Origin of the sequence: uncultured Chitinophaga sp. (genome assembly GCF_902168175.1) — a bacterium.
Classification (GTDB): domain Bacteria; phylum Bacteroidota; class Bacteroidia; order Chitinophagales; family Chitinophagaceae; genus Chitinophaga.
On sequence record NZ_CABHOU010000101.1, the window covers coordinates 171,250 to 195,386 of the forward strand.

17 protein-coding genes are annotated in these 24,137 nt (G+C 46.5%); 4 read left to right on the forward strand and 13 right to left on the reverse strand.

Annotated elements, in window-relative coordinates:
* The first annotated feature begins 151 nt into the window (after positions 1-151).
* Positions 152-1,726 carry a hypothetical protein gene (locus QZT80_RS24460; protein WP_295128668.1) on the forward strand — a complete coding sequence of 525 codons (1,575 nt, stop codon included), beginning with the start codon at positions 152-154 and terminating at the stop codon, positions 1,724-1,726.
* A gap of 195 nt (positions 1,727-1,921) precedes the next feature.
* Here the strand turns inward: QZT80_RS24460 and QZT80_RS24465 are convergent, their stop codons facing one another.
* From QZT80_RS24465 to QZT80_RS24500, 8 genes are all read right to left on the reverse strand, one after another.
* Complete coding sequence (locus QZT80_RS24465) at positions 1,922-3,622, reverse strand: DUF885 family protein (protein ID WP_295128670.1); 1,701 nt, start codon at positions 3,620-3,622, stop codon at positions 1,922-1,924.
* 237 nt (positions 3,623-3,859) lie between these two features.
* A complete protein-coding gene (locus QZT80_RS24470) occupies positions 3,860-5,110 on the reverse strand; it encodes an FAD-binding oxidoreductase (RefSeq protein ID WP_295128672.1) in 1,251 nt (416 codons plus the stop codon).
* Positions 5,111-5,158: 48 nt separating this feature from the next.
* Positions 5,159-6,163: a 4-hydroxyproline epimerase gene (locus tag QZT80_RS24475; protein ID WP_295128674.1), complete on the reverse strand. Its 1,005-nt coding sequence runs from the start codon at positions 6,161-6,163 to the stop codon at positions 5,159-5,161.
* 241 nt (positions 6,164-6,404) lie between these two features.
* Positions 6,405-8,981, reverse strand: a complete 2,577-nt coding sequence (locus QZT80_RS24480) for an alpha-L-arabinofuranosidase C-terminal domain-containing protein (protein ID WP_295128676.1) — start codon at positions 8,979-8,981, stop codon at positions 6,405-6,407.
* A gap of 21 nt (positions 8,982-9,002) precedes the next feature.
* A complete protein-coding gene (locus QZT80_RS24485; RefSeq protein WP_295128678.1) occupies positions 9,003-10,448 on the reverse strand; it encodes an APC family permease in 1,446 nt (481 codons plus the stop codon).
* A 294-nt stretch (positions 10,449-10,742) separates the two neighbouring features.
* Positions 10,743-11,045 (reverse strand): hypothetical protein, encoded by a 303-nt coding sequence (locus QZT80_RS24490; protein ID WP_295128680.1) that lies wholly within the window; start codon positions 11,043-11,045, stop codon positions 10,743-10,745.
* Positions 11,046-11,068: 23 nt separating this feature from the next.
* Positions 11,069-12,559 (reverse strand): aldehyde dehydrogenase (NADP(+)), encoded by a 1,491-nt coding sequence (locus tag QZT80_RS24495; RefSeq protein WP_295128682.1) that lies wholly within the window; start codon positions 12,557-12,559, stop codon positions 11,069-11,071.
* A 24-nt stretch (positions 12,560-12,583) separates the two neighbouring features.
* The gene (locus QZT80_RS24500; protein ID WP_295128684.1) at positions 12,584-13,519 is read right to left on the reverse strand and encodes a dihydrodipicolinate synthase family protein; all 936 of its coding nucleotides are present in this window, start codon (positions 13,517-13,519) and stop codon (positions 12,584-12,586) included.
* A 200-nt stretch (positions 13,520-13,719) separates the two neighbouring features.
* Between QZT80_RS24500 and QZT80_RS24505 the strand changes: the two genes are divergently transcribed.
* Complete coding sequence (locus QZT80_RS24505; protein WP_295128686.1) at positions 13,720-14,601, forward strand: AraC family transcriptional regulator; 882 nt, start codon at positions 13,720-13,722, stop codon at positions 14,599-14,601.
* 149 nt (positions 14,602-14,750) lie between these two features.
* On the opposite strand, the gene QZT80_RS24510 is transcribed toward QZT80_RS24505, so the two are convergent.
* Both QZT80_RS24510 and QZT80_RS24515 read right to left on the reverse strand, forming a co-directional pair.
* A complete protein-coding gene (locus QZT80_RS24510) occupies positions 14,751-17,039 on the reverse strand; it encodes a S9 family peptidase (protein ID WP_295128687.1) in 2,289 nt (762 codons plus the stop codon).
* Positions 17,040-17,238: 199 nt separating this feature from the next.
* A complete protein-coding gene (locus QZT80_RS24515) occupies positions 17,239-18,387 on the reverse strand; it encodes a FecR domain-containing protein (protein ID WP_295128689.1) in 1,149 nt (382 codons plus the stop codon).
* Between the two features lie 770 nt (positions 18,388-19,157).
* Here QZT80_RS24515 and QZT80_RS24520 point away from each other — a divergent pair.
* Positions 19,158-19,664 (forward strand): sigma-70 family RNA polymerase sigma factor, encoded by a 507-nt coding sequence (locus tag QZT80_RS24520; protein WP_295128691.1) that lies wholly within the window; start codon positions 19,158-19,160, stop codon positions 19,662-19,664.
* Here QZT80_RS24520 and QZT80_RS24525 read toward each other — a convergent pair whose 3' ends face one another.
* Positions 19,665-19,829: a phosphatidate cytidylyltransferase gene (locus tag QZT80_RS24525; protein ID WP_295128693.1), complete on the reverse strand. Its 165-nt coding sequence runs from the start codon at positions 19,827-19,829 to the stop codon at positions 19,665-19,667.
* A gap of 145 nt (positions 19,830-19,974) precedes the next feature.
* On the opposite strand from QZT80_RS24525, the gene QZT80_RS24530 reads away from it, so the two are divergent.
* On the forward strand, positions 19,975-21,708 hold the full coding sequence (locus tag QZT80_RS24530) for a DUF885 family protein (protein ID WP_295128695.1): 1,734 nt from the start codon (positions 19,975-19,977) through the stop codon (positions 21,706-21,708).
* Between the two features lie 36 nt (positions 21,709-21,744).
* Here the strand turns inward: QZT80_RS24530 and QZT80_RS24535 are convergent, their stop codons facing one another.
* Entirely contained in the window at positions 21,745-22,623 is an 879-nt protein-coding gene (locus QZT80_RS24535; RefSeq protein WP_295128697.1) for an AraC family transcriptional regulator, read from the reverse strand.
* Between the two features lie 406 nt (positions 22,624-23,029).
* Complete coding sequence (locus QZT80_RS24540; RefSeq protein ID WP_295128699.1) at positions 23,030-24,130, reverse strand: ATP-binding protein; 1,101 nt, start codon at positions 24,128-24,130, stop codon at positions 23,030-23,032.
* Positions 24,131-24,137 lie beyond the last annotated feature (7 nt).

Here is a 24,137-nt window from a genome sequence, read left to right on the forward strand (position 1 = left end):
AAAAAGTCGCTATACCAATTATTTTAGAAGGTTTTTTATGAATGGGCCATACTGTGCTGTACTGGTTAAAATACGGCCAGATGTTATCAAGAATAAGTGTTGCAAATAGCTATTCATTCAGCATATTTCAATAAATAAAATTTCAACGGCTATGAACCTCCCGCGCTTTTTACTGCCCGCCGTCCTTTTGTTTACCGGCCTTTCCAGCCTCCAGGCTCAAACTCAGCCCACCGACATCAGGTACAGCATCAGCATGAACAATCCGGCCAACCACTACATACATGTGGAAATGGAATGTGAAAATATAAGAAACAACGGTTTAAATGTGAAGATGCCTGCCTGGACGCCGGGCTACTACTGGCTGATCAACTACGCCAAAAACGTAGTTAACTTCCGCGCCAAAACCGCTACAGGAAAGGATTTAAAGTGGAGTAAAACAAATAAGAACACCTGGTACATTGCTGCTGAGGGAGGCAAAGTAACTGTAAGTTACGACCTCTACGCCTTCAGCCAATCGGTGGCCGACGCCTGGGTAGATACTGGTTTTGCCTACCTCCCTCCCGCCGCAGTGTTCATGCATCCCGACGGTGCATTGCAACAGGCATCTACCGTAAAAGTAACACCCTATGCCGGTTGGAAGCAATGTTACACCGGCCTAAATCCCTTACCTGGAAAGGATTTTACCTATACAGCCAGCAACTTCGACGAACTTTACGACTGCCCGTTTTTGCTCGGTAACCAGTACAGTACCGCAAAAACCATTAACAACATTCCCCACCGGCTGGTACTTCAGGACACTGCGGGCATTGATGTGCCGGGCTTTTTCAGTGACCTGGAGAAGATGATTAAATCCGCTAATACGCTGATGGGGCATGTTCCTTACAAACATTACACGTTTCTCATCATGGGCGAAGGCCGTGGTGGCCTGGAACACAGGAACTCGACCGCAGTGTTCTCCGGAGGCCCGTATGGTAAAAAGGATAGCGATTCCTACAAACGCTGGCTCAACTTCCTGGCCCATGAGTACTTTCACCTCTATAACATCAAAGCTATCCGCCCGATTGCCCTGGGCCCCTTTGACTATGACAAGGAAAACTACACGAATATGCTCTGGGTATCAGAAGGCTTTACCGTTTATTACGAATACCTGATCCTAAACAGGGCTGGGATATTGAACCGCCAGGACGTATATAACATGCTCCGCAGCGATATAGCCGCTTATGAAAACAGTCCGGGACACCTCTTCCAGTCGGCTACAGCATCGAGCTTCGATACCTGGTTACAGTTTTTTAACCATAATCCGAATACGGCCGTAACCACTATTTCATATTACAATAAAGGCTGTGCATTAGGCCTGCTGCTGGATTTGAAAATCAGGCATGAAACACGCAATAAAAAATCGCTCGATGATGTGATGCGCCACCTCTACAAAGAGTTTTACCAGGAAAAACAGCGAGGTTTTAAGGACGAAGAGTTCAGACAGGTATGTGAAAATATTGCCGGTGTTAAACTGGATGAGATATTTGATGTGTATGCCACTACGACCGCTCCAATAGATTATCCTAAATACCTTGCGTATGCCGGGCTTGAGATAGACCTTACGCCAGGAAAAGCTTTCCCGGTGGTGTTTGATAAGACTGGTTCACAGAAAAACCTAGCCATAAAGGATATGGACAAGATGAACGAACTGCAGACGGCTATCAATAAAAGCTGGGTAAAGAACTAAGAAAAACATCCAAACAGGAACGGCCCGTGCATGGAATATGCACGGGCCGTTTTAATTTACCCCCCATTTTCCCTTGACTGCTTCTAACGCGTAGTAAACAGTTTTATAAATTCATTAAATAGGCCATCCCCAAAAAAGAAAAAGATGCACGAAACCGCGCATCTTCCTTCATTTTATCTAATAGTTAGTCCTATGTTATTTAACCTGGTAAAAACGCCAGTTTGTTTTGAATTCCTTCTTCAACGGCTGACTGGTGAGAATGGCGCGAACCATTTCTACCGGCATTCCGTTTTCCTGCAACACAGCATCGTGGTACTGCTTCATCGTCATTTTAGCAGGTACCAATTCACGCTGCAACGCATAAAACTGTAACCCACCGATCATGTAAGCAATCTGATACAGCGGGCTGTAACCGCCTACGAAAGAGCGACGAACTTCTCCTTCCGCATTGGCCCTTTCATGTCCCACCCTGTCTACAAGGAAGTCGATACACTGCTGCGGCGTCCATTTATTAGTGTGGTAGTTGAGCGAGAAGATAATTCGCGCACAACGGTGCATACGCCAGAACAGCATACCAATGCGATCTTCAGGCGATTGCGGGAACTTCATATCCCACAACAGCATTTCCCAGTACAAAGCCCAACCTTCGATCCAGAAAGGAGTTTGGAAATTACGGTAGGTTTTGTAGCGCGACTCCATGTACCCCTGTAAATGGTGACCGGCAATCAGTTCATGATGTACCGTGCTGCGCGAGAAATGCGGGTTATTACCGCGCATGCTCATCAACTTATCCGCCTCTGACATATCGTTGGTAGGGTAAGAGATACTAAGGGTTTCGCCGCCAGTGAAAAATGGATTTACCAACTGGCGCTCAGGTGTCATCATAATCATCGACCAGGCTTCTTCTGCCATAGGCGGGATGGTAATGAGATCATGTTTCTTCAGAAAATCCACCGACTCATTATAAAGACGCATGATCATTTGCGGCTGTTTGCCAGGTGCCACGTAAGTGTTTTTCACCTTCTCCATGGCAGCTTTCCAATTATCACCGAAGCCCATTTCGCGGCTGGCCTTCAGCATTTCTGCATCGCAATAGGCGAATTCCTTATTAGCGATCGCTACCAGCTCTTCAGGTGTATAAGGGATCATTTCAATCTGCAACTGGCGAATGAGTTCCTCATTTCCAATTGGATAACCGATGATACCACTGCCATCGTCTTTGCCGGAAGGTGCCGCCTTTTCTTTCGTTCTCCAGGCGGCGGAATAAGCATCCAACGCGTCGTTCAACTCCTTTGCCGGACCCGCCATCCACCAGGTGTAGGACGGATCATAACCTTTGTAGAATTCGTTGATGCTCTGCACCGCCTCCTTCAAACCTCTTACCACACTTCCTCCTCGACGAATTACATAAATATCCATGCCGCCGGAAGTTTCCAGCGCTTTAATATTTTTATTGATGGTTTGAGCAATGCTGTGCCACGATGCAGCTAACGGCTGGGCCTCCAGCTCTGTACCTCGACGACGCAGTTTCTCCGTTTCGTAAATCTTATCTGCAAAAGTGAACCAGTCTTTCAATTGGCCCACCTCCTTTTTTTCGATATCCAGCTTACGTAACTGATCCTGTAATTGCTGGCGAAACAACAGGTAATCTACCCTTGAACCGACTGGCAATGATTCAAAATCCATTTTTTCTATCTGGTCCAGGTAACCCTGGTACATGATGCGGAAGCGTTCGCGCCTTTCAGGCGAGTTATCGATGGAATAAAAGCGCATCAGGTTCCCCCTGTCTGCGCTATATTTCACCATAATATTGTTCACTTCACTGGTTTGCTGATAAAGCGCGGTAACGCCCTTATCCTGTGCGGTCATTTGTCCCGGCATGCTGTGGACGCTCATTATAATCAGAAATAGTTTAAAAAATCTCTTTTTGCGGTTCATACAGGCAGACATTGTTTTATAAGGTGACGCAGACCCTGGTTGATGTATAAGCAGGCAGGATACTATTATCCCTGAATTGCATTATCGTGAAAGTACAGCCCAATATGGAATAGCACTTCGCCGATATTAACTCATTGTTACTTATAATTGTCTACCGGACAATCAAGATGATCATACCAAAAAAAAGAGCGCTTTTTAAAAGCGCTCTACCTGGAAAGGACGAATGTCCATAGATGTTGGTTTTCCGAGAATAATTTCCTCCACCAGTTTTCCGGTAGCTGCCCCCAAACTGATACCCAGCATAGAGTGACCGGTGGCAACGGTTAGATTGCTGTACCTGCTGGTTTTACCGATATGCGGTAAGCCATCAGCACTGCAGGGGCGATAGCCGTACCATACGTCCTTTTCGGCCGGCATTGGAATATTATATTCAGGAAAATATTTTTTAACAGATTCGAGGATGCCCTGTACACGCTTCATTCTTGGCGGCGCATCCACCCCGGTTATTTCCATAGTGCCCCCAAAGCGGATCTTATTACCATCCATCGGCGAAATAGCTACGCGGGCTTCACTCAGGATAATTGAATGATGCAGATTATAAGGCGCATTTTCATAGCTAACCGAATAACCACGGCCGCCGACCATTGGGATCTTAATCGACAGTTGTTTTGCCAGTTCTCCACTCCATACGCCCGTAGCCAGCACCACTTCGCTCGCCTGTAGTGTTTCGGTACCAGTTTTCACTCCCGTGATTTTACCACCGCTGGTTTCAAAACCTCTCACCTCAGTATTGCTCAGGAATTTGGCGCCATTGGCCTTCAGATGTGCCTGCAGGCTGCTCATGAGCTTATTCGGATACAACTGGGAATCGCAGGCGAAGTAAACTGCGCCAAGAATATCCAGCTTAGCATTGGGTTCCATTTTCTCCACTTCTGCTCTGCTCAGTACCCTGGCGTCGAGCCCCAGTTGGCGGGAAGCGTGGGCCGATTCCTCAGCGTGATGCGCGCTGGACTCCTCTTTGAAAAACTCCAACATGCCTTTCGGTTCGTAGGCAAAGTCGAGACCTGGCACCGCCGTCCATTCCTCGTATAATTTTTTGCTAAGCAGCGCAATATCACGCAGCGGCACGGCAGAGCGTTCAACATGCTCTTTAGTGGCACATTTCATGAACTGTAGTCCCCAGTTAATCAGGTTCATATCCAGCCGGGGTTGTACGTAGAACGGGCTTTTAGAGTTAAGCATCCATTTGAAGCCCTGTTTTACGATGCCCGGAGCGGCTAGCGGTACGAAATGGCTGGGGCAGATATAACCAGCGTTACCGTACGAGCAGCCATTTAACATATCCGATTTATCAACAACAGTTACGGAATAGCCCGCCTGCTGCAAATAATAAGCGCTGCTTAAACCAATAATTCCGCCACCAATAACGATCACCTGATTTCCCATTGTTGCTGCTAAACTTTTAAATATGCTTGATTGATAAATTTGATGATGTTAAATTACGGTGAATCCGTATGCAAACGGATCATCTTCCGGATCGATGGAAATGGTATTGTAACCATATACGCGCGCCCATCCTTCGATACTTGGACGGATAGCGGGTTTGCCCCCCACCGTAGTTTCTTCTTCGATGCGGCCGATAAACTTAGAACCGATAATGCTTTCGTGTATGAACTCATCCCCTTTCTTCAACTTACCTTTCGCGTACCACTGCGCCATACGTGCAGAAGTACCCGTACCACAGGGTGACCGGTCAATTGCCTTATCACCATAAAAAACCGCGTTACGGGCAGTAGAAGCAGGATCGATCGTTTTACCCGTCCATAATACGTGAGAGCAGCCGTTGATAGTTGGGTTATCAGGGTGAACGAAAGTATACTTCTCGTTGATACGTTTCCTCATCTCGCGCGCCCAGGAAACCAGCTGGGAAGATGTGAAGTGCTCGAGACCAGGGAAGTTTTCCTGGAGATCTACGATGGCGTAAAAGTTACCACCGTACGATACGTCCACCTTCAAAGTACCCAGGTCAGGACATTCTACTTCTATATCTTCGGCAGCCAGGTAGGAGGCTACGTTGGTGAGTTTAACACTTTTTACCTTACGGCCTTCCTGCCTGTATTCGATATTTACAAGTCCGGCAGGAGCTTCCATACGGATAACACCCGGTTGTTTAGGGGTGATGAGCCCTTCTTCTACTGCAATAGTAATGGTACCGATAGTGCCATGACCGCACATAGGCAAACAACCGCTCGTTTCGATAAACAACACAGCTACATCGTTTGCAGGATCATGCGGAGCGTACAGAATACTTCCGCTCATCATATCATGACCGCGAGGCTCAAACATCAGACCTTTACGGATCCAGTCGAATTCGCTGAGGAAATGCGCACGCTTTTCGCTCATATTATCACCCTTTAAAACAGGGCCGCCGCCCGCTACCAGCCTTACGGGATTACCGCAGGTGTGCGCATCGATGCAAAAAAATGTCTTCTTATTCACGTTTCAGGTATTGGTCCGTTGTTTCTGTTGCGTATTCCGGCAGGAATTTACCGGGTTCCAGACAAAGATATCCCTGCTATAGCAGGAAATTCACGCAGGATTTAATCAAATGTTTGCAAAAATTAACATAATTCCGGCAATTTAAAAACAGATGATGTTAACAAAGGGTAGCCCGAACACATTGCGGGGCAAAAAAAACAGGGCGCTAAGGCCCTGTTTCTCTTATCGTTTACATTTGGTTTTATTTTGATGCGGTCCTTTTCCAGCTAGGATCTTTAATCCTTATAACCGATACTGTAAAGGGCTCGAGCGATATTTTGCTATTGGCACCAATGCCTGATATAACCGACAATTTTGGTACAAATGCATGGGGGTTCTCCAGCGAATTCTCATCCGCAAGACTGGGTGAAGAAAGGTCAAGCTGATGCGCCTTTGCCTCTATCCCGGTAATTCCTTTCAGATCAAGGTTTACAGTCATCTGCGAGGCGTACGCATTCACCATCTTCACTATAATATCGCCACTTTGCTCATCACGGCCAGCAATGGACATGAATTTTTGCGGTTCGGAGTAAGACATTAGCAGTTTACCATCCAGGTAGCAATCCACCTTATCCTTGCCTACTTCCAGCGTAATATCGTACCAACGGCCAGTTTCGATGGGTTTGGGCAATCTTTTCTGCACCGACACGTCAGATACATTAAAGCCATCGGTTACCGATTCGAACACACAGTTCTGATTTACCCACGAGCCGATGTGCGCCCGCAGCATATTCCGTGGGTCTTTAGCTGCGAAACCAATGATAAAGGCGTTAAATCCACTATTGCGACGTGCTTTCAGCTTCAGGGTGTAAGTATCGAACGATTTATTTCTGAGTGCGATAAACCGCTGAGCGCCCTCCGCCTTCATAGAGATCACACTATCCGACAAATCCCACTTGCCTATCGTGGACTCCCAGTCGAGCTTATTGTTAACCAGGTCGCTCTGGTACACAACCTTACCATCCTTTATCACCTGGATGTCCTTATAATCCGTTTGCGTATCCCAGGTAGCCAGTCCAATGCCGCCCGCATACATAGGCTGCGGATCAGCTTCGGGAGCAATAGCCGTGGTTACGGCGAAGTTTTGGTCCGCACGGGCATCATTCATCATCTTTATCAGATAATAAGAAATACGGCCAAAACTGCGGGAAGCATCAAAATTGATCAGGTTTACCGGCCAATGCCTTGTATTTACATTTTCAAATAGCGGGGCATAGCTGCTCATCTTCACCAAATCACCATTACGCTCCATTGATAAAATATAAGCCGCATCGCTGAGTGTGGCCATCATATTACCCGCGCCTACACCGTTATTCGTGGCATATTCGCCCACATACACATCCCAGGCTCCGCGTTTATAACGATCAAAATGGTCGCTATTCGTAAACGACCACCACGCGGCCTTGTACGCATGCTCATCAGCAATATCCACCTTCTTCATGCTATCCAGCGTATTGCGGTTAATATCGCCGATACCCATGCTGGCAATCAGTTCGAGCTGCGGGTATTTCTTTTTAATGGCGTCATAAAACTGATTGTAACGTTTCGCATACTCAACGCCATGCTGTTCGTTACCAATTTCCAGGTACTTTAAAGGGAATGGTGCAGGATGGCCGTTAGCGGCGCGCACCTTACCCCATTTAGACGTAGCGGGCCCAATAGCATACTCAATTGCGTCCAGTACATCAGCAATAAGGCCGGGCACCTTTTCTTCCCCCAGGAAAGTACCGCTCCGCATTTCGCAGGCAATGCCCACGTTAAATACGTACATGGCATCGGCCTTTATATCTTCGCAGAACTGCAAATATTCATGGTACCCGAAACCGTTACTGGCCCAGTATCCCCATGGACTGTAAGTTGCCTCGCGTTTTTCCAGCGGACCAATTGTTTGTTTCCAGTTTGGCGCGCTTTCAATAGTAATTCCTTCTACGAAGCAGCCGCCCGGCCAGCGTAAAAACGCAGGTTTTAAATCTGCAAGTAACACGCCCAGGTCGTTTCTCATACCGTTTTTACGGCCTTTGAACGTCTTATCAGGGAACAGCGACACAAAATCGATGTAGACCGTACCCGTTCCGTTAAATGAGAGTGCAAACTCGGCCAGTGGATCTGTATCGGTAGCGGTGAGTTTACAGGTATATTTTTTCCATTCGCCGGAACTGATGCTTTTAAAAGTATTAGTTGCCAACACTTTGCCATCGCGGGTTTGGAGCGAGGCGGTTACACCACTTTTATAATCAGCCGCAGTACGGGCGAAGAAAGTTAATGTGTAAGTATCTCCTTTCACGGTATTTATTCCCCAGAACCCTTCGTTTACCACTTCGTGCTTAGCCGCAACATCTACCTTGTTTACCGTAACTTTCAGGGAACGTGGTGTAGCAGCATTCAATGGCTTCTCCTGCGTAAGCGCGATCGTCATCTGCGAACCGCCTTTACTGTTAAGCTTCCAATAAGGGTAATCACTTTTGATTTCCCAGGGCATACGCCAATCGCTGGGTTTACCATTCAGAAACCAGTGTGGCGCGGCATCAGGTACCAGCCAACCGTTTTTCAGCTGTACTCCTTGCGGGATACGACTTTCCTCGAAACCGCGGTTCTGGATCAGTTCTGCATATAATCCACCTTCGCCACCGTGACTGATCTCTTCAAAGAAAATACCGTGCAGCGAGGGCGATACGCGCGCCTCCGGTTTTGCTACATCTACCGTAACACTAACTGCTTTCTGGGCTGTAGCCGAAAACATATACAAGCCTCCGCAGAGGGCCAGGAAAGTTCTTTTCATAAGTACGTGCTTGATGTTAAATTAAAGCATATCCGCCGTCTCTTCCTCTTTCACTGTTTCCGCCGAATAATTTTTACCCCACACGAGGTAGTATACAGGAATACCCAGTAATACAATGCCTAAGCCAGGCCAGGTATACATAGGTTTATAAATTAATAATGCAAAGCAAATTACCGATGCTGCTATAATATATAACGCAGGTAACACAGGGTACGCGAAGGCTTTGTAAGGCCTTGGCAAATCGGGGCGCGTGCGACGCAGCCGGAAAATACCTATGATGGTAAGAATGTAAAATATCAATACGCAGAAAATAACATAATCAAGCAACTGCCCGTATTTTCCACTAAGACATAACACAGAGGCCCAAACACACTGAATCCAAAGGGCTTTACCAGGAACCGCATTTTTATTTAAAACACCGAGTTTTTTAAAGAACAGGCCATCTTTAGCCATAGTATAACATACCCGCGACCCCGCCAAAATCAATCCGTTATTACAACCAAATGTAGAAATCATCAGGAAAGCAGCGATAATGATCGTTCCATCGGCGCCGAAAATATACTTCGAGGCTGCCACACCTACGCGGTCGTTTTCGGCATACGCAATTTCGTTCATCGGCATAATACTGATGTACATCAGGTTGGTTGCTACGTAAATAACTGTTACGATGACGGTACCGAGAAAAAGGCTTAAACCAATATTTCTCTTTGGATTTTTAATTTCACCGGCAATGAAGGTAACATTGTTCCAGGAGTCGCTGCTGAACAGGCTACCCACCATACTACCAGCGATAGCCCCGAGTATAGAGAGGCCTGAATAAGAAATAAGAGAACCGCCGTCCATCTTACCTATGCTAAAACCGGTAGCCCAGTTAGCATCCCATATTTCCTTTTTGGCAGCGAACAGGAAACCGAAAACGATCAGGCCGAATAAGGCTGCCAGCTTGGTTAGCGTAAATACAGTCTGAATGATCTTTCCCTCTTTTACGCCGCGTGTATTTACGAATGTAAGCGCAACTATCAATAAAATGGAAGTGATTTGTGCCGCCGATATCTTTATAAATCCAAGATCGGCCAATATATTATTTTCGCTAAGGGCGGGAAATATGTAGGCCGAAAACTTTGCAAAAGCCACGCCTACCGCGGCGATAGACCCTGCCTGTATTACAGTGAAGAAACTCCATCCATAAAGAAAACCTACCAGCGGGTTAAATGCTTCTTTAAGGTAAACATACTGCCCGCCGGCCTTGGGGAACATAGCGCTTAATTCGCCATAACTGAGGGCTGCGGTAACGGTTAACAAACCGGTGATAATCCAGATGAGGATGAGCCAGCCTGCAGAGCCGGTATTGCGGGTGATGTCCGCGCTCACCAGGAAAATCCCGGAGCCGATCATAGAGCCGGCCACGATCATGGTAGCATCCAGCAATCCGAACGATTGCTTAAATGACTTTGGTTGATTGGTCATAAAAATTGCGAAATGAATAGTTACCGAATAATTATTTTCCGAGCTTTAGGAAACGTACGCCATGCGGAGGGACAATCGCCGTATACCATCCTCTATCATTCCTTTATCCTGTTGTCTCCACAGGTAACGCACCTGTTGTGTATGCCAGCCAGGCCCAGGCTTTTCCAGGGCACTTTTATTTTGTAAGTCGTTGTGTCCATATTAAAAATCCCCAACGTTTTGCTCCCGTCTTCCTACTCTCTTTCTGATGTTGAGGATTGCCTTTACTCATAAGCGCATCGTACACTACATACTTCAATGTGCTTTTGACCGTGGTATTAAATTGATTTTTGATTGATACTTTTTACGAGAAGATGGGATAACAATGTGTATGAGGTACCAGTTGAAGCCGTAATAGTCTGTATAACCCTGCGACTGCCAAGCCGTACCCGCTGTAATTTCTTTCCATTGATGGTCATCAAATCGCGACTGGCTGAAGGATACATCATCCCCGGTGGCAAATTTTGCCACCGGGTGATGTATAGCGCCTTTGTGTTGCGCCGCACAGCAAGTGATGCCTGCATATGCGCACAGAAACAGTGCAAATATTCTCTTCATCTCTTGCCGTGTAAGAAAAAGGTTTAAGCGCCGATTGGCGATTGTGTAAAGCTATTGTCTACGTTGCGCCAGATATTAAGCGGATTGCTGTTCTTAAGCGCATCCGGCAGCATATCGTCGGTGAACCCCTGGAAACATACCGGGCGTACCCAGCGTTGTATTGCAGAGGAGCCTACAGACGTAAAACGCGGATCGGTTGTAGACGGGAATGGCCCGCCGTGTACCATCGCAGCACAAACCTCCACACCTGTTGGCGCAGCGTTCAGGATGATCCTTCCCGCCAGTGTTGTCTGCAATTCGAGTATATCGCGGTTAGCTTTGATGTCTTCGTCGGTAGCCATCAGTGTAGTAGTGAGCTGACCCTTCAGGCTTTTCAGCACCTTCACCAGTTCTGCCTTACTTTCACATTCTACTACCAGGGAGAATGGTCCAAACACCTCTTCTTTCAGCGTGGCATCAGCCAGGAAGGCCGTGGCGCTTACTTTAGCGAGCGTTGGATAAGCCTCCAGTTCGGCAGGTGATTGCGCAGACTGTTTTAACAGTTCCACATCTTTATGTACCAATACTTCAGTCAGTTTGTGGCTGAATGATTTACAGATACCAGCGTGCAACATTTTAGCCGGAGCTATTTTCGCTATTTCCTCAGCCAATAAACCAAGGAAACTGTCCAGGGCTGGGCTTTTTACTGCCAGTAACAAACCCGGGTTAGTACAAAACTGCCCCATGCCCATGGTTATTGACCCAGCATAAGTTTGCGCCAGTTGTGCAGCATTCTTCTGCAAAGTATCAGGGAAGAAAACCACCGGGTTAATGCTGCTCATTTCCGCAAAAACAGGAACAGGAACTTCACGCTGGCTTGAATATTCAACCAGTGCGGTGCCACCGGCGAATGAGCCGGTAAAACCTACAGCTGCAATATTTGGATGTTGTACAAGCTGCTTTCCTACCAGGTTACCCGGGCCGGTAATATGCTGTACCGTAAACTCCGGAACACCTGAAACAGCAATCGCTTTGCGGATAGCATCAAATACCAGCAGCGAGGTTTGCAGATGAGCAGAGTGCCCCTTTATCACTACAGGGCAACCGGCAGCCAGTGCGCTGGCAGTATCGCCGCCCGCAGTAGAGAACGCAAACGGGAAGTTGCTGGCGCTAAAAACAGCCACGGGACCAAGCGGCAGCGACATCTTACGCAAATCCGGACGAGCGGGAGTGCGTGTAGCATCTGCGCTGTCGATCACTGCATTTACCCAGCTTCCTTCTTTAATAAGGTTTGCAAATAATCGTAACTGTCCTGTTGTTCTTCCTACCTCTCCGTTAAGCCTGGGCAGTGGCAGGTTGGTTTCTGCATGTGCAGCAGCCACCAATGCTTCCTTTGCGGCCTCCAGCTCCTGGGCGATGGCTTCCAGGAAAGCCGCGCGTTTAGCCGCAGAGAGGTTCTTATATTCTTCAAATGCCGCAGCGGCATTGTTCATCACTACGTCTACATTTACAGTTTCTGTTACAGGCACTTGCATATTCTCAATTTATCAGGTTCAAATTTAAATCGTTTGCAGACCGGCAGCAATAGATTTGTAATCAGGCAATGTAGGTCTTACAGCCAATGCATCGTCGATTACTTTCAGTACTCTTTCTCTTTCTTTGCCGATAAGCGTAAGGCGTGGCGCTCTTACATATTCACTACCCAAACCAACCTGAACTTCCGCCAGTTTGATGTACTGTACAAGTTTCGCGTGGATATCCAGTTCCAGCAATGGAAGGAACCAACGGTAGATTTTCAGCGCTTCTTCAATTCTGCCAGCTTTTACCAAACGGTAAACCGCTACCGTTTCTTCAGGAAAAGCGCATACCAGTCCGCCTACCCAGCCATCAGCGCCCATCAGCAGTTCTTCCATAGCGAGGGTATCAACACCGCAAAGTATTTTGTAACGATCACCGAAAACATTGCGCATGCGGGTAACGTTAGAAATATCGCGGGTAGATTCTTTTACTGCCTGGATGTTCTGGCATTCAGCGATTTCTTCAAAAACATCAAGCGTAACCTCGGTTTTGTAGTCCACCGGGTTATTGTATATCATGATAGGCAAATCGGTTGAATTTGCGATAGCTTTAAAGTAAGCGGCTGTTTCGCGGGCGTCAGTTTTGTAACGCATAGCGGGCAGCATCATCAGGCCTTTAGCACCCCAGGCTTTTGCCTCCTTAGCGCGAAGGATGGCCTCAGCGGTAGATCCTTCTGCAATGTTTAATATCACAGGTATCTTTCCCGCGGTTTTTTCAACTGCAAATTTGGTCAGTTTCTCTTTTTCTGCTACAGTTAAGGTACTGGCCTCACCTAACGTACCACCCAGTACGATACCGTCGATACCGGCCTCGATCTGCGCGTTAAGGTTCTTTTCGAAAAAAGGCAGGTCCAGCTCGTCATTTGCTGTCAGTTTGGTGGTCAGTGCGGGATATATACCCTTCCAGGCAATACTCATAATAATTTTTTTTTCAAAAGTATTTCAAACCGGGGCGGCTTGCATGTCTAATTGTAATCAATTGTGCCCATATATTAACCTCTTTGCTAAAGACCACAAAAAATTAGTAATATTGAGGAAGCGAGCAGCCCATAGGGCTTTAGCCGAAGACTTAACAGACAGGAAAACTATTCCATCAGTAGTTAAAATACAGTATAACAATGAAAGTACTGCAGTTCACGATACCTGTGCCGCACGATAAGACCATCATCGTACAAAAGAATGTATTACCGCACTTTTACCAGCATCTTCACCGTCATCAGGAAATACAACTTACCTGGATACAGAAAGGCGAAGGCACGCTGGTTGCCGAAAACAACATGCATTCCTTCCGGGATAACGAGATCTTCTGGCTGGGCGCCAATCAACCACATGTATTTAAAAGCGACCCTTCTTACTTCGCGCCTAAAAGCAAAAAGAAGATCGTAGCGCTTGATATTTTCTTCAATCCGAACGGCCAGCTGGCTTCGTTTTTTAATCTTCCGGAACTCAAGCTGCTTAAGAACTTTATTTCACAGGCACAATCCGGTTTCAGAATACCACAAACGCATGTATCCGAGGTGTCGAGCAAAATGATCCGCATACATCAAAGCAGTGGTGCCGATCAGCTCATTCACTTCATCGACCTGTTGAAGTTCATGAGTGCTGTAAAAGATATGAAGCCATTATCATCTGCCAGTCAAACACCCGTTTACAGCGAACATGAAGGTATTCGTATCGGTAACATCTACAACTTTATCATGCACAATTATGATAAACCTATTACGCTGGAAGATGCTGCCAAACAGGCCCACATGACCCCACAGGCGTTTTGCCGTTATTTCAAAAAACATACACTGCATACATTCGTGTCATTCCTGAATGAAGTTCGCATTAACGAGGCCTGCAAAAAACTAACAGACGGCGGTTACGACAATATAGCTACAGTGGCTTATACCTGTGGTTTTAACAGCATTACGAATTTCAACCGCGTGTTCAAGAGTATTACCGACCAATCGCCGAGCGACTACGTAAATAGCTACTTTCAAAATGTTGAGCATTAGTTAAGCACCTTCTAAAAGATACAAAATAAAAAAGCAGCCGCCTAACAACGGTTGCTTTTTTTATAAAAATAAGTACTTAGCTATATTTTCACCTTACTTAAAAACAACGCCCCGCCTTTTGGGGCGCGTATGCTGTTCTTTTTATTATATTAGTTGGTGGCAATATTCCGCTCAGGAGGATCGGTGCCCAGCAGTTTTTTTACGAAGAAGTCGCGCTTCTTACGACGACCGTAAGGCCCGCCATCACTGTGTCCCATACCTGGTACTACCAGGAGATCGAAGTCCTTGTTTGCTTTAATTAACGCGTCGGCCAGGCGGTAGGTCGATTCCGGCGGCACATTCGTATCTGCTTCACCCACAATGAGCAACAGGTGACCCTGCAATTTTGCCGCATTGGTAATGTTCGATTGCTCTTCGTAATGTTTACCCACAGGATACCCCATCCACTGCTCATTCCACCACTGCTTGTCTACGCGATTATCGTGGCAGCCACATGCCGACACCCCTGCTTTGTAAAATTCAGGATGAAACAACAGACCGCCTGCTGTATTCTGCCCACCAGCTGAAGTTCCATACAGCCCTACCCTGTCCACATCCACGTAAGGATATTTGGCGGCCAGTGCTTTAATCCAGAGAATGCGATCGGGAAAACCGGCATCTCCCAGGTTTTTCCAGCATACATCGTGAAATGCTTTTGAGCGGTTAGCCGTGCCCATTCCATCCATTTGCACTACGATGAAGCCCAGTTCGGCCATGCTTTGCATTTCGCTATAAGTAGAAAAGTTCTTAGGCACAAAAGCGTCCTGCGGCCCTGCATAAATATTCTCGATCACCGGATATTTTTTATTAGGATCGAAATTACGCGGGCGGCATACAATGCCCCAGATGTCCGTTTTGCCATCGCGGCCCTTAGCGGTAAATACTTCCGGTAAACGGAGGCCTGTAGCCATTAGGCGACTGATATCCGCCTTTTCAAGCACCGTTACTATTTTGCCATCTGCCGTGCGATGGAGTTCGGTAACAGGCGGTACGTCTGGCCGGGAATAAGTATCTATGTAATAAGAGCGGTCCGGAGAAAAGGTAAGCGAGTGGTTAGCATTCGCTGTTGTGAGTTTTACCAGGCCTTTCCCATCAAACCCAATGCGATAGTAATGCAGGTTATACGGGTCCTCCCCCGGATTCATGCCACTGGCACGAAACCAAACCTGGCGTTTTTTTGTATCTACACTATCCACAGTTCTGACCACCCATTCTCCCTGGGTGATGGCATTTTTCACTCCACCTTTCTTGCCATCTACAAGATAAAGGTGCATATAACCATCTTTCTCTGACCCCCAGATAATTTCGTCCTTATCATCGTTATAGCTGGTGAAGATGCGCTGCTCGTAGATGAAAGTGTTCGTTTTTTCCTCCACAATGTTGCGCGTATTCCCGGTTTCGCGATCCACCTCTATGATGCGGAAGCGCTGGTGGCCACGATCGGCGCGTTCAAATGTAAAATAACGGGGATCAGATTTCCGCCAGCGGAAAGAGGGACGATCATTACTACTATCTACCGCTATTTTTTTCACAGCTTTGTCCGCGACACCACACACATACACTTCAAACATGGTATTGGCATCGCCGGGTTGAGCATATTCGTTCGATTTAAGTTCAGCGCGGGTAGTATTGGGCTGTGAGCTTAACAGGTAATACACCTTTGCAGCTTCCACCGGATGCGTGCGACATACCGCAAAAAACTTGCTATCCGGCGCCCAGCGCACTTCTCCATAAGGCTCTTTTTCAGTACCATCGGTAGTATACTGTATTTCTGTTCCACCTTCAGGTAGCAGGTAGATATTGCCCTTTCTGATGTCAACTTTCCATTTTTTATCCGGAGATGTGTTGCGCGACATCCAGTCACCCCGCTCCCAACGCGGCCGGGAACCCGGGTTTACCGACTCCACAGACTTACCGGCGGCGGTTGTAGCCGTACACTCATAACTTCCCGGATGGCAACTGTACCATTTCCCACCCGTTTCAATTAATATCGCGTCTTTGGCGTAAACGATATCCGTTACCGGTAATTTTTTTGCGTCGATAGTTTTGCCTGTGGCTTTGGAAAGGGCTGCGGCAAGACGTTCATGATCAAAAGCCGGCTTCTTCGCAGCCGATGCTATATCAACATAAATGTATTCTACCACGCTGTCCTGCAGCACATTTTTGTACCAGAAGTTATGCTGACCTGCCTGCCACCGCGGCCTTACACCTAACCGGTAGGCCTTATTACGTACCAGGCTGTCCAGTTCGGCAGCGCTTTTGTAGAGCGACGCTACCTCGTTCCGGTCTGGATGGTAGGGAGACAAGGGAGCCTGCGCTGTAGCGCCAAGCGCCACTGCGAACAGCGGAGCCGCCATCATAAAACGGCGGAAAGCGGGAAATATAGAGATGTTGATCATGCTAAAGAGGACATTGGTTCCTGCTTTTAAAATTACGCGCCCGGCGCTTCGTTGGTTAAGCGCTTCTTAGCCGATTGTTTACGAAAATTAACAATAGGGATGAGCGTAAAATGTAAAAAGGTGGAAAATATGCCTTATAACACAAAAAACCGCCCGTGGAAACGAGCGGCGTCCTGATTCGAAGAGAATGAAAAATTATTTATTTCAGGTGTAAAACACCGTCTTTATAGTATGATTTCACATCGGCTGCCAGGTCGAGGTTATGAAGAAAGTACGACAACTCTTCATGTTTGTTCATAGCACCCGTGAAACGGATGGCTGCCACCTCCGGATTATCGAATATTACCTTTACATCAAACATACGCGGCACAACATCGACCATTACAGACAGTGGCGTATTGTGGAATGTGTACACTCCGCTCATCCACGATGTAGCATAGCCTTCATCGAATGGCTGCACTTTTACCCTGCCGCTTTCATTGTACACAGCTTCCCGGCCCGGCGACAGCACTACCCTTTCCGTTTTATTGTTTACAGCAATTGCGCCCTTAACGAGGGAGGTGGTTATTGTTTTTTGTCCATAATTATTGAGATTGAATTCTGTACCCAACACTTCCACCTTACTCTCACCAATATTTACAATAAAGGGACGGGACGCATTCGGAACGATACTGAAGTATGCTTCACCTTCTACAAACACCTCTCTGTAATCGCCCGAAAAAGCAAACGGGAACCGAAGCTGACTGTTTGCGTTCAGCCACACCTGCGAGCCGTCGGCTAGTACTACTTTATAATCCAGTTTGGCCGGCACAATAAGCGTGTTCCATTTCGTGGCTGCGCTACCGTTGCCTTCAAAACGCAGGGTTTCGTTATCGTTGCTAAGTTGAATTCCGTTTACAGTAGCTGTTTTAGCGGCATTTTCACCATCAAGCGCCAATACATTACCATCTTCTGTTTGCAATCGTATACCGTTAACAACAGGCAGGTTTGCAGGCGGGTTGACGGCCACAACTTTACGGAGAGGCTGTTGCTTAGTTAACAGGAAGTAGGTAGTACCTCCCAGTAGTAGTATAATGGCCGCGGCTGCCGAGAGGCGGCGCAGCGTAATTACACGTGATGGACGGGCGGGTGCCACAATGGTCTGCAATTCATCCCAGGCGCTTTCTACATCAAGGCTTTCCGCAAATGCCTGCATATCTTTCGAGCCGGTCATTGTACGAAGTTCATCCCATTGGGCTTTTACGGCAGGGTCCATGGCGAGCAGCTCGTCGAGGCAGGCGTTTTCACTGGCGGTTGTCATACCTGCCAGCTTTTTCACCATTAGCTGTTCTATTTGATCCTGTTCCATATATATATAAAGACTACAATTACACCTTACCGGGGTGAACGACAAGGAGAATAATTCAATAAATAATTTCAAAAATGGAGAATAAAATACATAAACACCAGTGACCGAGTTGGCAAAATGGCTCGATGGTGGCTAGTCTTGAAGCTTTTTGGAGAGAACCGGCTGAAATACCGATGCAGTAAAGATCGATTATATAGCTGATAAAATACTCAGGCAGAGAAAAAAAGCAACGCAATACATTATCAATATAAATATTTTATTTTTTTCCATCATTTATTCACCCCGTATTTAGCTTTAACAGTCTTTATAGTATACCAGCGTCTTTTTTCTATCGAAAAGAAACTAAAAGCGCCACCATTAACAAATAGATGACCAATCAAATACTTTACATATCCACATCCTTCAAAAACCATCATGTTTCAATGCTTTCCTCCAGCCGACTGTAACGTGGAGGAAAGCTTTTTTTCTTTTACTGGCTTGAGTAAATGTTGTCATTCCGATCGTTTTTGTCTTGAGATGAGGGTAGCGAAATCATATCGGTTACCCTGTTCATCGGGCAGCGACTGCAACGTTGTAGCAGCTTGCGTCCGCATGCCTCATTAACGGCTTATTAACATCTTTCCCTACCCAATTCCCCTACTTTCGTGTTGCTAACGATAAATACCCTGTTTAGCACACGGGGCAGTAGCCATATTCTCCAATATAAAGCGTCAGACAATACGAGATTCTTCTTGTACCTATTACTGTTATATCCGAAATCTTAGTGCCGTATGGACGCAAGCACATTTGAAGACATTTTTCGAGAACATTATAAAGTTCTCTGCCTGCAAGCATTCGCTATGCTCGACGATCATCCAGCAGCAAAGGATTTGGTTCAGGCGCTTTTCGCTGATTTATGGGAGCGAAGAAATGAAATCGATATCAGGAAAGATGTTGGATCTTACTTGTGGATATCGATAAAGAATCGTTGCATCACGTATCAGCGCAACAAAGCTAACCATGAAAAGAAGGTGGCCGAGCATGAAATGGAACAACGGGAAGCCAGCGAGGAAATTCGCCTCAAGGCGGACGGTCCGGATATCTCCGATAAACTGGCTGCGGCTATTTACGATATGCCGGCAAGAAGGTCCCTTATATTCCAATTGGTATATATTGAGGGACTCCCCTACCAGCAAGCGGCCGAACGGCTAAGTATCAGTAAAAACTCCATCAAAACACAAATAAAGATCGGTTTACAATACCTGCGGCTGAAGTTCGGTCGACTTATGTTGGAATAATTACTTCTTACCCATACGGGTGAGCAGGAAGATAATGAGGCCTAATACCACAGCTACAATCAACAGCCCCGTCCAAACCCCGGCTTTAAATATTCCTTCCACCAAACCGCAACTGCTTAAAAACACTGTGATAAAAGCCAACATCGTAATCGTGATATTTTTCATAAGGTGTAGTTTTTAAATAGTTATAACATATCCTGTGCCAAAGGGATGTGGCTGGTATTGTGCTTTATTTTACAAAAATTAATCATTTGCCCGGCAGCGCTGGAAATTGCGGTAAAGTATTTATACCTTATGGCATATCGTGTTTATGAAAGCAAAACATTTACTTTTAACGGCCCTCCTGCTTCCCTGCCTGTCTGTAGTAAGCGCCAAACCGCATGTTGTTAGTGCGATTGAAATACCACAATCTGTGATGCCAGGTATAATTGCCAACTATTACACCGATATCGAAAGTATCGAGCGTGTGTATATTTTTCGACAGCATCCGGAATACTTTACACGAATGCGGCAGCACAACGACCAGGTGCTGGCGGAATTGAAGAAACTGGATTTTGGATCAATGAGCGTAAGCGATCAGGCTGATTACATCCTGTTTGCCCGTAACATCAACTCCATGAATGTAAACCTGGGAGAAAAAATGCAGCAGTACCGCCTGCTGGAGCCATCTATTCCTTTTGCCGTCACCATCGTATCTCTGCAACAACAACGTCGCCGTGGCAAATACCTCGATGCCGCTACTACTGCCGCACAACTGAAAACAGTCCAGCAACAGATAAACACCACTATCGCTACCTGGAAAAAGCAATTGCCTTCTCCTTCATTGCAGGCAAACGCGGTGATGGTAGTTAAGGAATTGGATGCCGGCCTGGCTAATTTTTATAACTTTTATAAGGGCTATGACCCGCAATTCACCTGGCGGGTAACCCAACCTTACAAGGACGCGGACAAGGCACTGGACGAACTGGCGGAATTGCTTAAAACCAAACAGGAAGATAAATCCAGCGCAACTGATGATGGCACAGGTATAAAAGGTCAGCCAATCGGCGCTGCCGCTCTTAAACAGCTGCTGGAATACGAAATGATCCCATATACTGCGGAAGAGCTGGTCAAAATTGCGAACCGCGAATTTGAGTGGTGCGATGCGGAAATGCGTAAAGCGTCGCAGCAGATGGGTTTTGGCACTGAGTGGAAAAAGGCGCTGGAAAAAACGAAAACGAATTACGTGGAACCGGGCAAACAACCGGAACTTATAAACAGGCTGGCCGAAGAGGCGATCGCGTTTTTAGAAAAAAACGACCTGGTAACTGTGCCGGCTCTCGCCAAAGAAGCCTGGCGCATGAACATGCTCACTGTAGAACAGCAACGTTTTGCGCCGTTTTTTCTGGGCGGCGAATCAATTCTTATCGCCTATCCTACGGACGAAATGAATGAGGCCACTAAGGAAATGAGCCTGCGCAGTAACAACTACGGCTTTGCGCATGCTACCGTTTTTCATGAACTGATACCCGGACATAACCTCCAGTTCTTTATGAATTCGCGCTTCAAAAGCTACCGCGAATGCTTTTATACGCCGTTTTCATCGGAGGGTTGGGCCTTATATTGGGAAATGCTGCTTTGGGACAAGGGCTTTCATTTCACGCCCGAAGAAAAAGTAGGCGCCCTGTTCTGGCGAATGCACCGTTGCGCGCGCATCATTTTCTCCCTCAATTACCACCTCGGCAAATGGACACCGAAACAATGTATCGACTTCCTGGTGGACCGTGTAGGGCACGAGCCTTTCAGCGCTGAATCGGAAGTGCGCCGTTCGTTTACCGGTGGTTACGGTCCGCTGTACCAGATCGCCTATATGATGGGCGGCCTTCAGTTAAGGGCTTTACACAAAGAGATAACCGCCACGGGCAAAATGACGGAGAAACAGTTTCACGACACCTTCCTGCATGAAAATACCCTCCCAATCGAAATGTTCCGCGCTATTGTGCTTAACCAGCGTCTTACGCGGGACTACAAAACTTCCTGGCGTTTTGCCGGAGCGTTAAAATAACGAAAAACGCAGGCTCTTTCGGCCTGCGTTTTCTTTTTACTTCGTTTTGTATTCCCGTATATACTCGCTGGGAGATATTCCGGTCGTTTTCTTAAATACGCGGTTGAAATTGATAGCACTGTTGAACCCCGACGTGTAAGCGATGCTGGAAATACTGTTAAACTCCCCGCTGATGATCTTTTTACAGGCTTCGTTAATCCTGATCTCATTCAGGAAAGCCATATAAGTTTTACGCGTATGCTTCTTAAAGTATTTACAAAAAGCATGAGGCGTGATGTGCGCGATTTCGGCTATCCTTTTTAGAGAGATGTTTTCTCCGTAATGGTCCATCGTATACTGGTAAATGTCATTCATCCTGATACCCTCGGAGTCGGGCAGAGAATGTTTGGAGAAACCTGTGGATAGTGACTTCCAGTCTTTCACATCTTTTGAAAACCCTTGCAATAGCTGCAAAAAGTGTATCAGCCGCTCGAAACCTGAACTGTCGCTCACTTTGTGGATAGTTTCTGCTATATCGTCCTGCCCGAGAGATGAATGCATTTGCAAACCGCTTTGAGTGCGATCGAGAAACCGTTTGATATGCTCCATTTCCTGCAGGTGCAGCAGGTTTTTAAGGATACGCTCGTGGTCGAAAAAAATGTGTATGGCATGCGCATTCCCCTTTTTCGGATTGATGAAGTGCGAAGGGTCGGACTTAAAAATATGCGGCTGGTTAGCACCCATCACATAAATATCGCCCGGCTCAAATGGCTGGGTATAATTCCCCGCAATGAGCGTACCGCTGCCCTTTACGATCAGCGTAACCTGCATTTCCTTGTGGCGGTGCAGGTAATTATAAAAATTTGGAAGCAGGTCCTCCTCCACTACCACAGAATCCTCTGTAGCTACAGGTACTGTAAACTGGATGACTTTCATTGCTTTAGGTTGCTCATAAAATCAGACAATCACCAATGATGGGATAATAAATGCTCAAATTGACTCACCTCTTCTTTTTTCTCCTTCGATAGATCTTCCTGGTTGATTCAAAAACAGCTGGCTCCCGGTTTGGCTTTCGGTTCTCGTTCATGAAAAAGTCCCCTCACGGCGGGACATTTAATAGATGGCGTATGATAATGGTTGGTGAATGATCTCACTTTTTCAAAAGTAATAGGTTTAATCACAATTGTCGCCAGTGGGGCAATTAATGATAATAGAAAGACAAAATTTGTTAAATACGAAGATGATATCTTTCTAAAGTCAGATATTAACAATAATTACCATTTCTTTTCACATCGATAAAAGCCTACTGCTGAAAATCCCCTTTAAGCTATCTACCATGCCATTATTTACGCCACTGGAAATAAAAACAGCTTCCCTCGCCACGGAACGATTGTACCCATACCTTTCCACCCTGCGATTCTACCAGCATTTTCAGGATATTGAGACCGATCCCAGTACTATCGCCGTTTTCCTCGTCCACCACCTCAAAAAGTTTGAAAATACGTTCGTTGTCCTTTTCCTCTATGCCGGGGCCATTATCCCTGACGAAAAATTCGTAGAAAGAGTCCGTTTCATTTACCCCGACCACTATTTCACCCTCTGCCTTATCGTTGTATTTAATCGCATTACCGATAAGGTTTTGAAAAACCTGGTGTAACTTAGACCGTACACTGAAAATTACCGGCAACTTACCTTCAATCTTAATTTTTATGTGATCAGGAGGAAACAGCATTTCCTTTATCTCGTTCACTAATTCGTTCAGATCCACATCTTCCACTATTTGCTGTAACTCATTTTTACGCGAGTATTCGAATATAGCGGTGATCATGGCCGACAGGCTGGAGCTGGCTTTTACGGCCATAGTAGTAAATTCCAGCAGGTCATCGTGTTCCTGTATACGAGGATCCTCCTGCATTAGCATCATTAACCCCATAGCGCCGGAAAGTGGCGATTGCAGATCGTGGGCGACCACGTACATAAAACGCTCCAGCTGGTTATTTACCAATTCTTTTTCTTTGAGAGCCTGCTTCAGATCGCGCTCATAGAAGTATAACTTTTCGAATACATTTACTTTTGCCCTGGTCACCAGCAGATCGAGCGGTTTGGGCAGATAATCCACCGCACCCTCTTCAAACCCTTTAAGTACGTGCTGTTCGTCTTTATTGATGGCCGTTACAAAGATGATGGCGATGTCGCGGGTTTTGGGATTCGCTTTCAGCAGCCTTGCCACTTCAAAACCGTCCATCTCCGGCATTTGAACGTCCAGCATAATAAGGCCGATATCATCATTACGCAGCACCTGTTTAAGCGCCTCGTTGCCCGAACTGGCTTTAATAAATATGCGATGCTCCGCATCCAGCATTTCTTCGAGTGAAAGCAGGTTTTCGATACGGTCATCCACCAACAGTATGGTAAATTTTCTAGGTTTGGTTTTTTCGGTCATTGGTTGT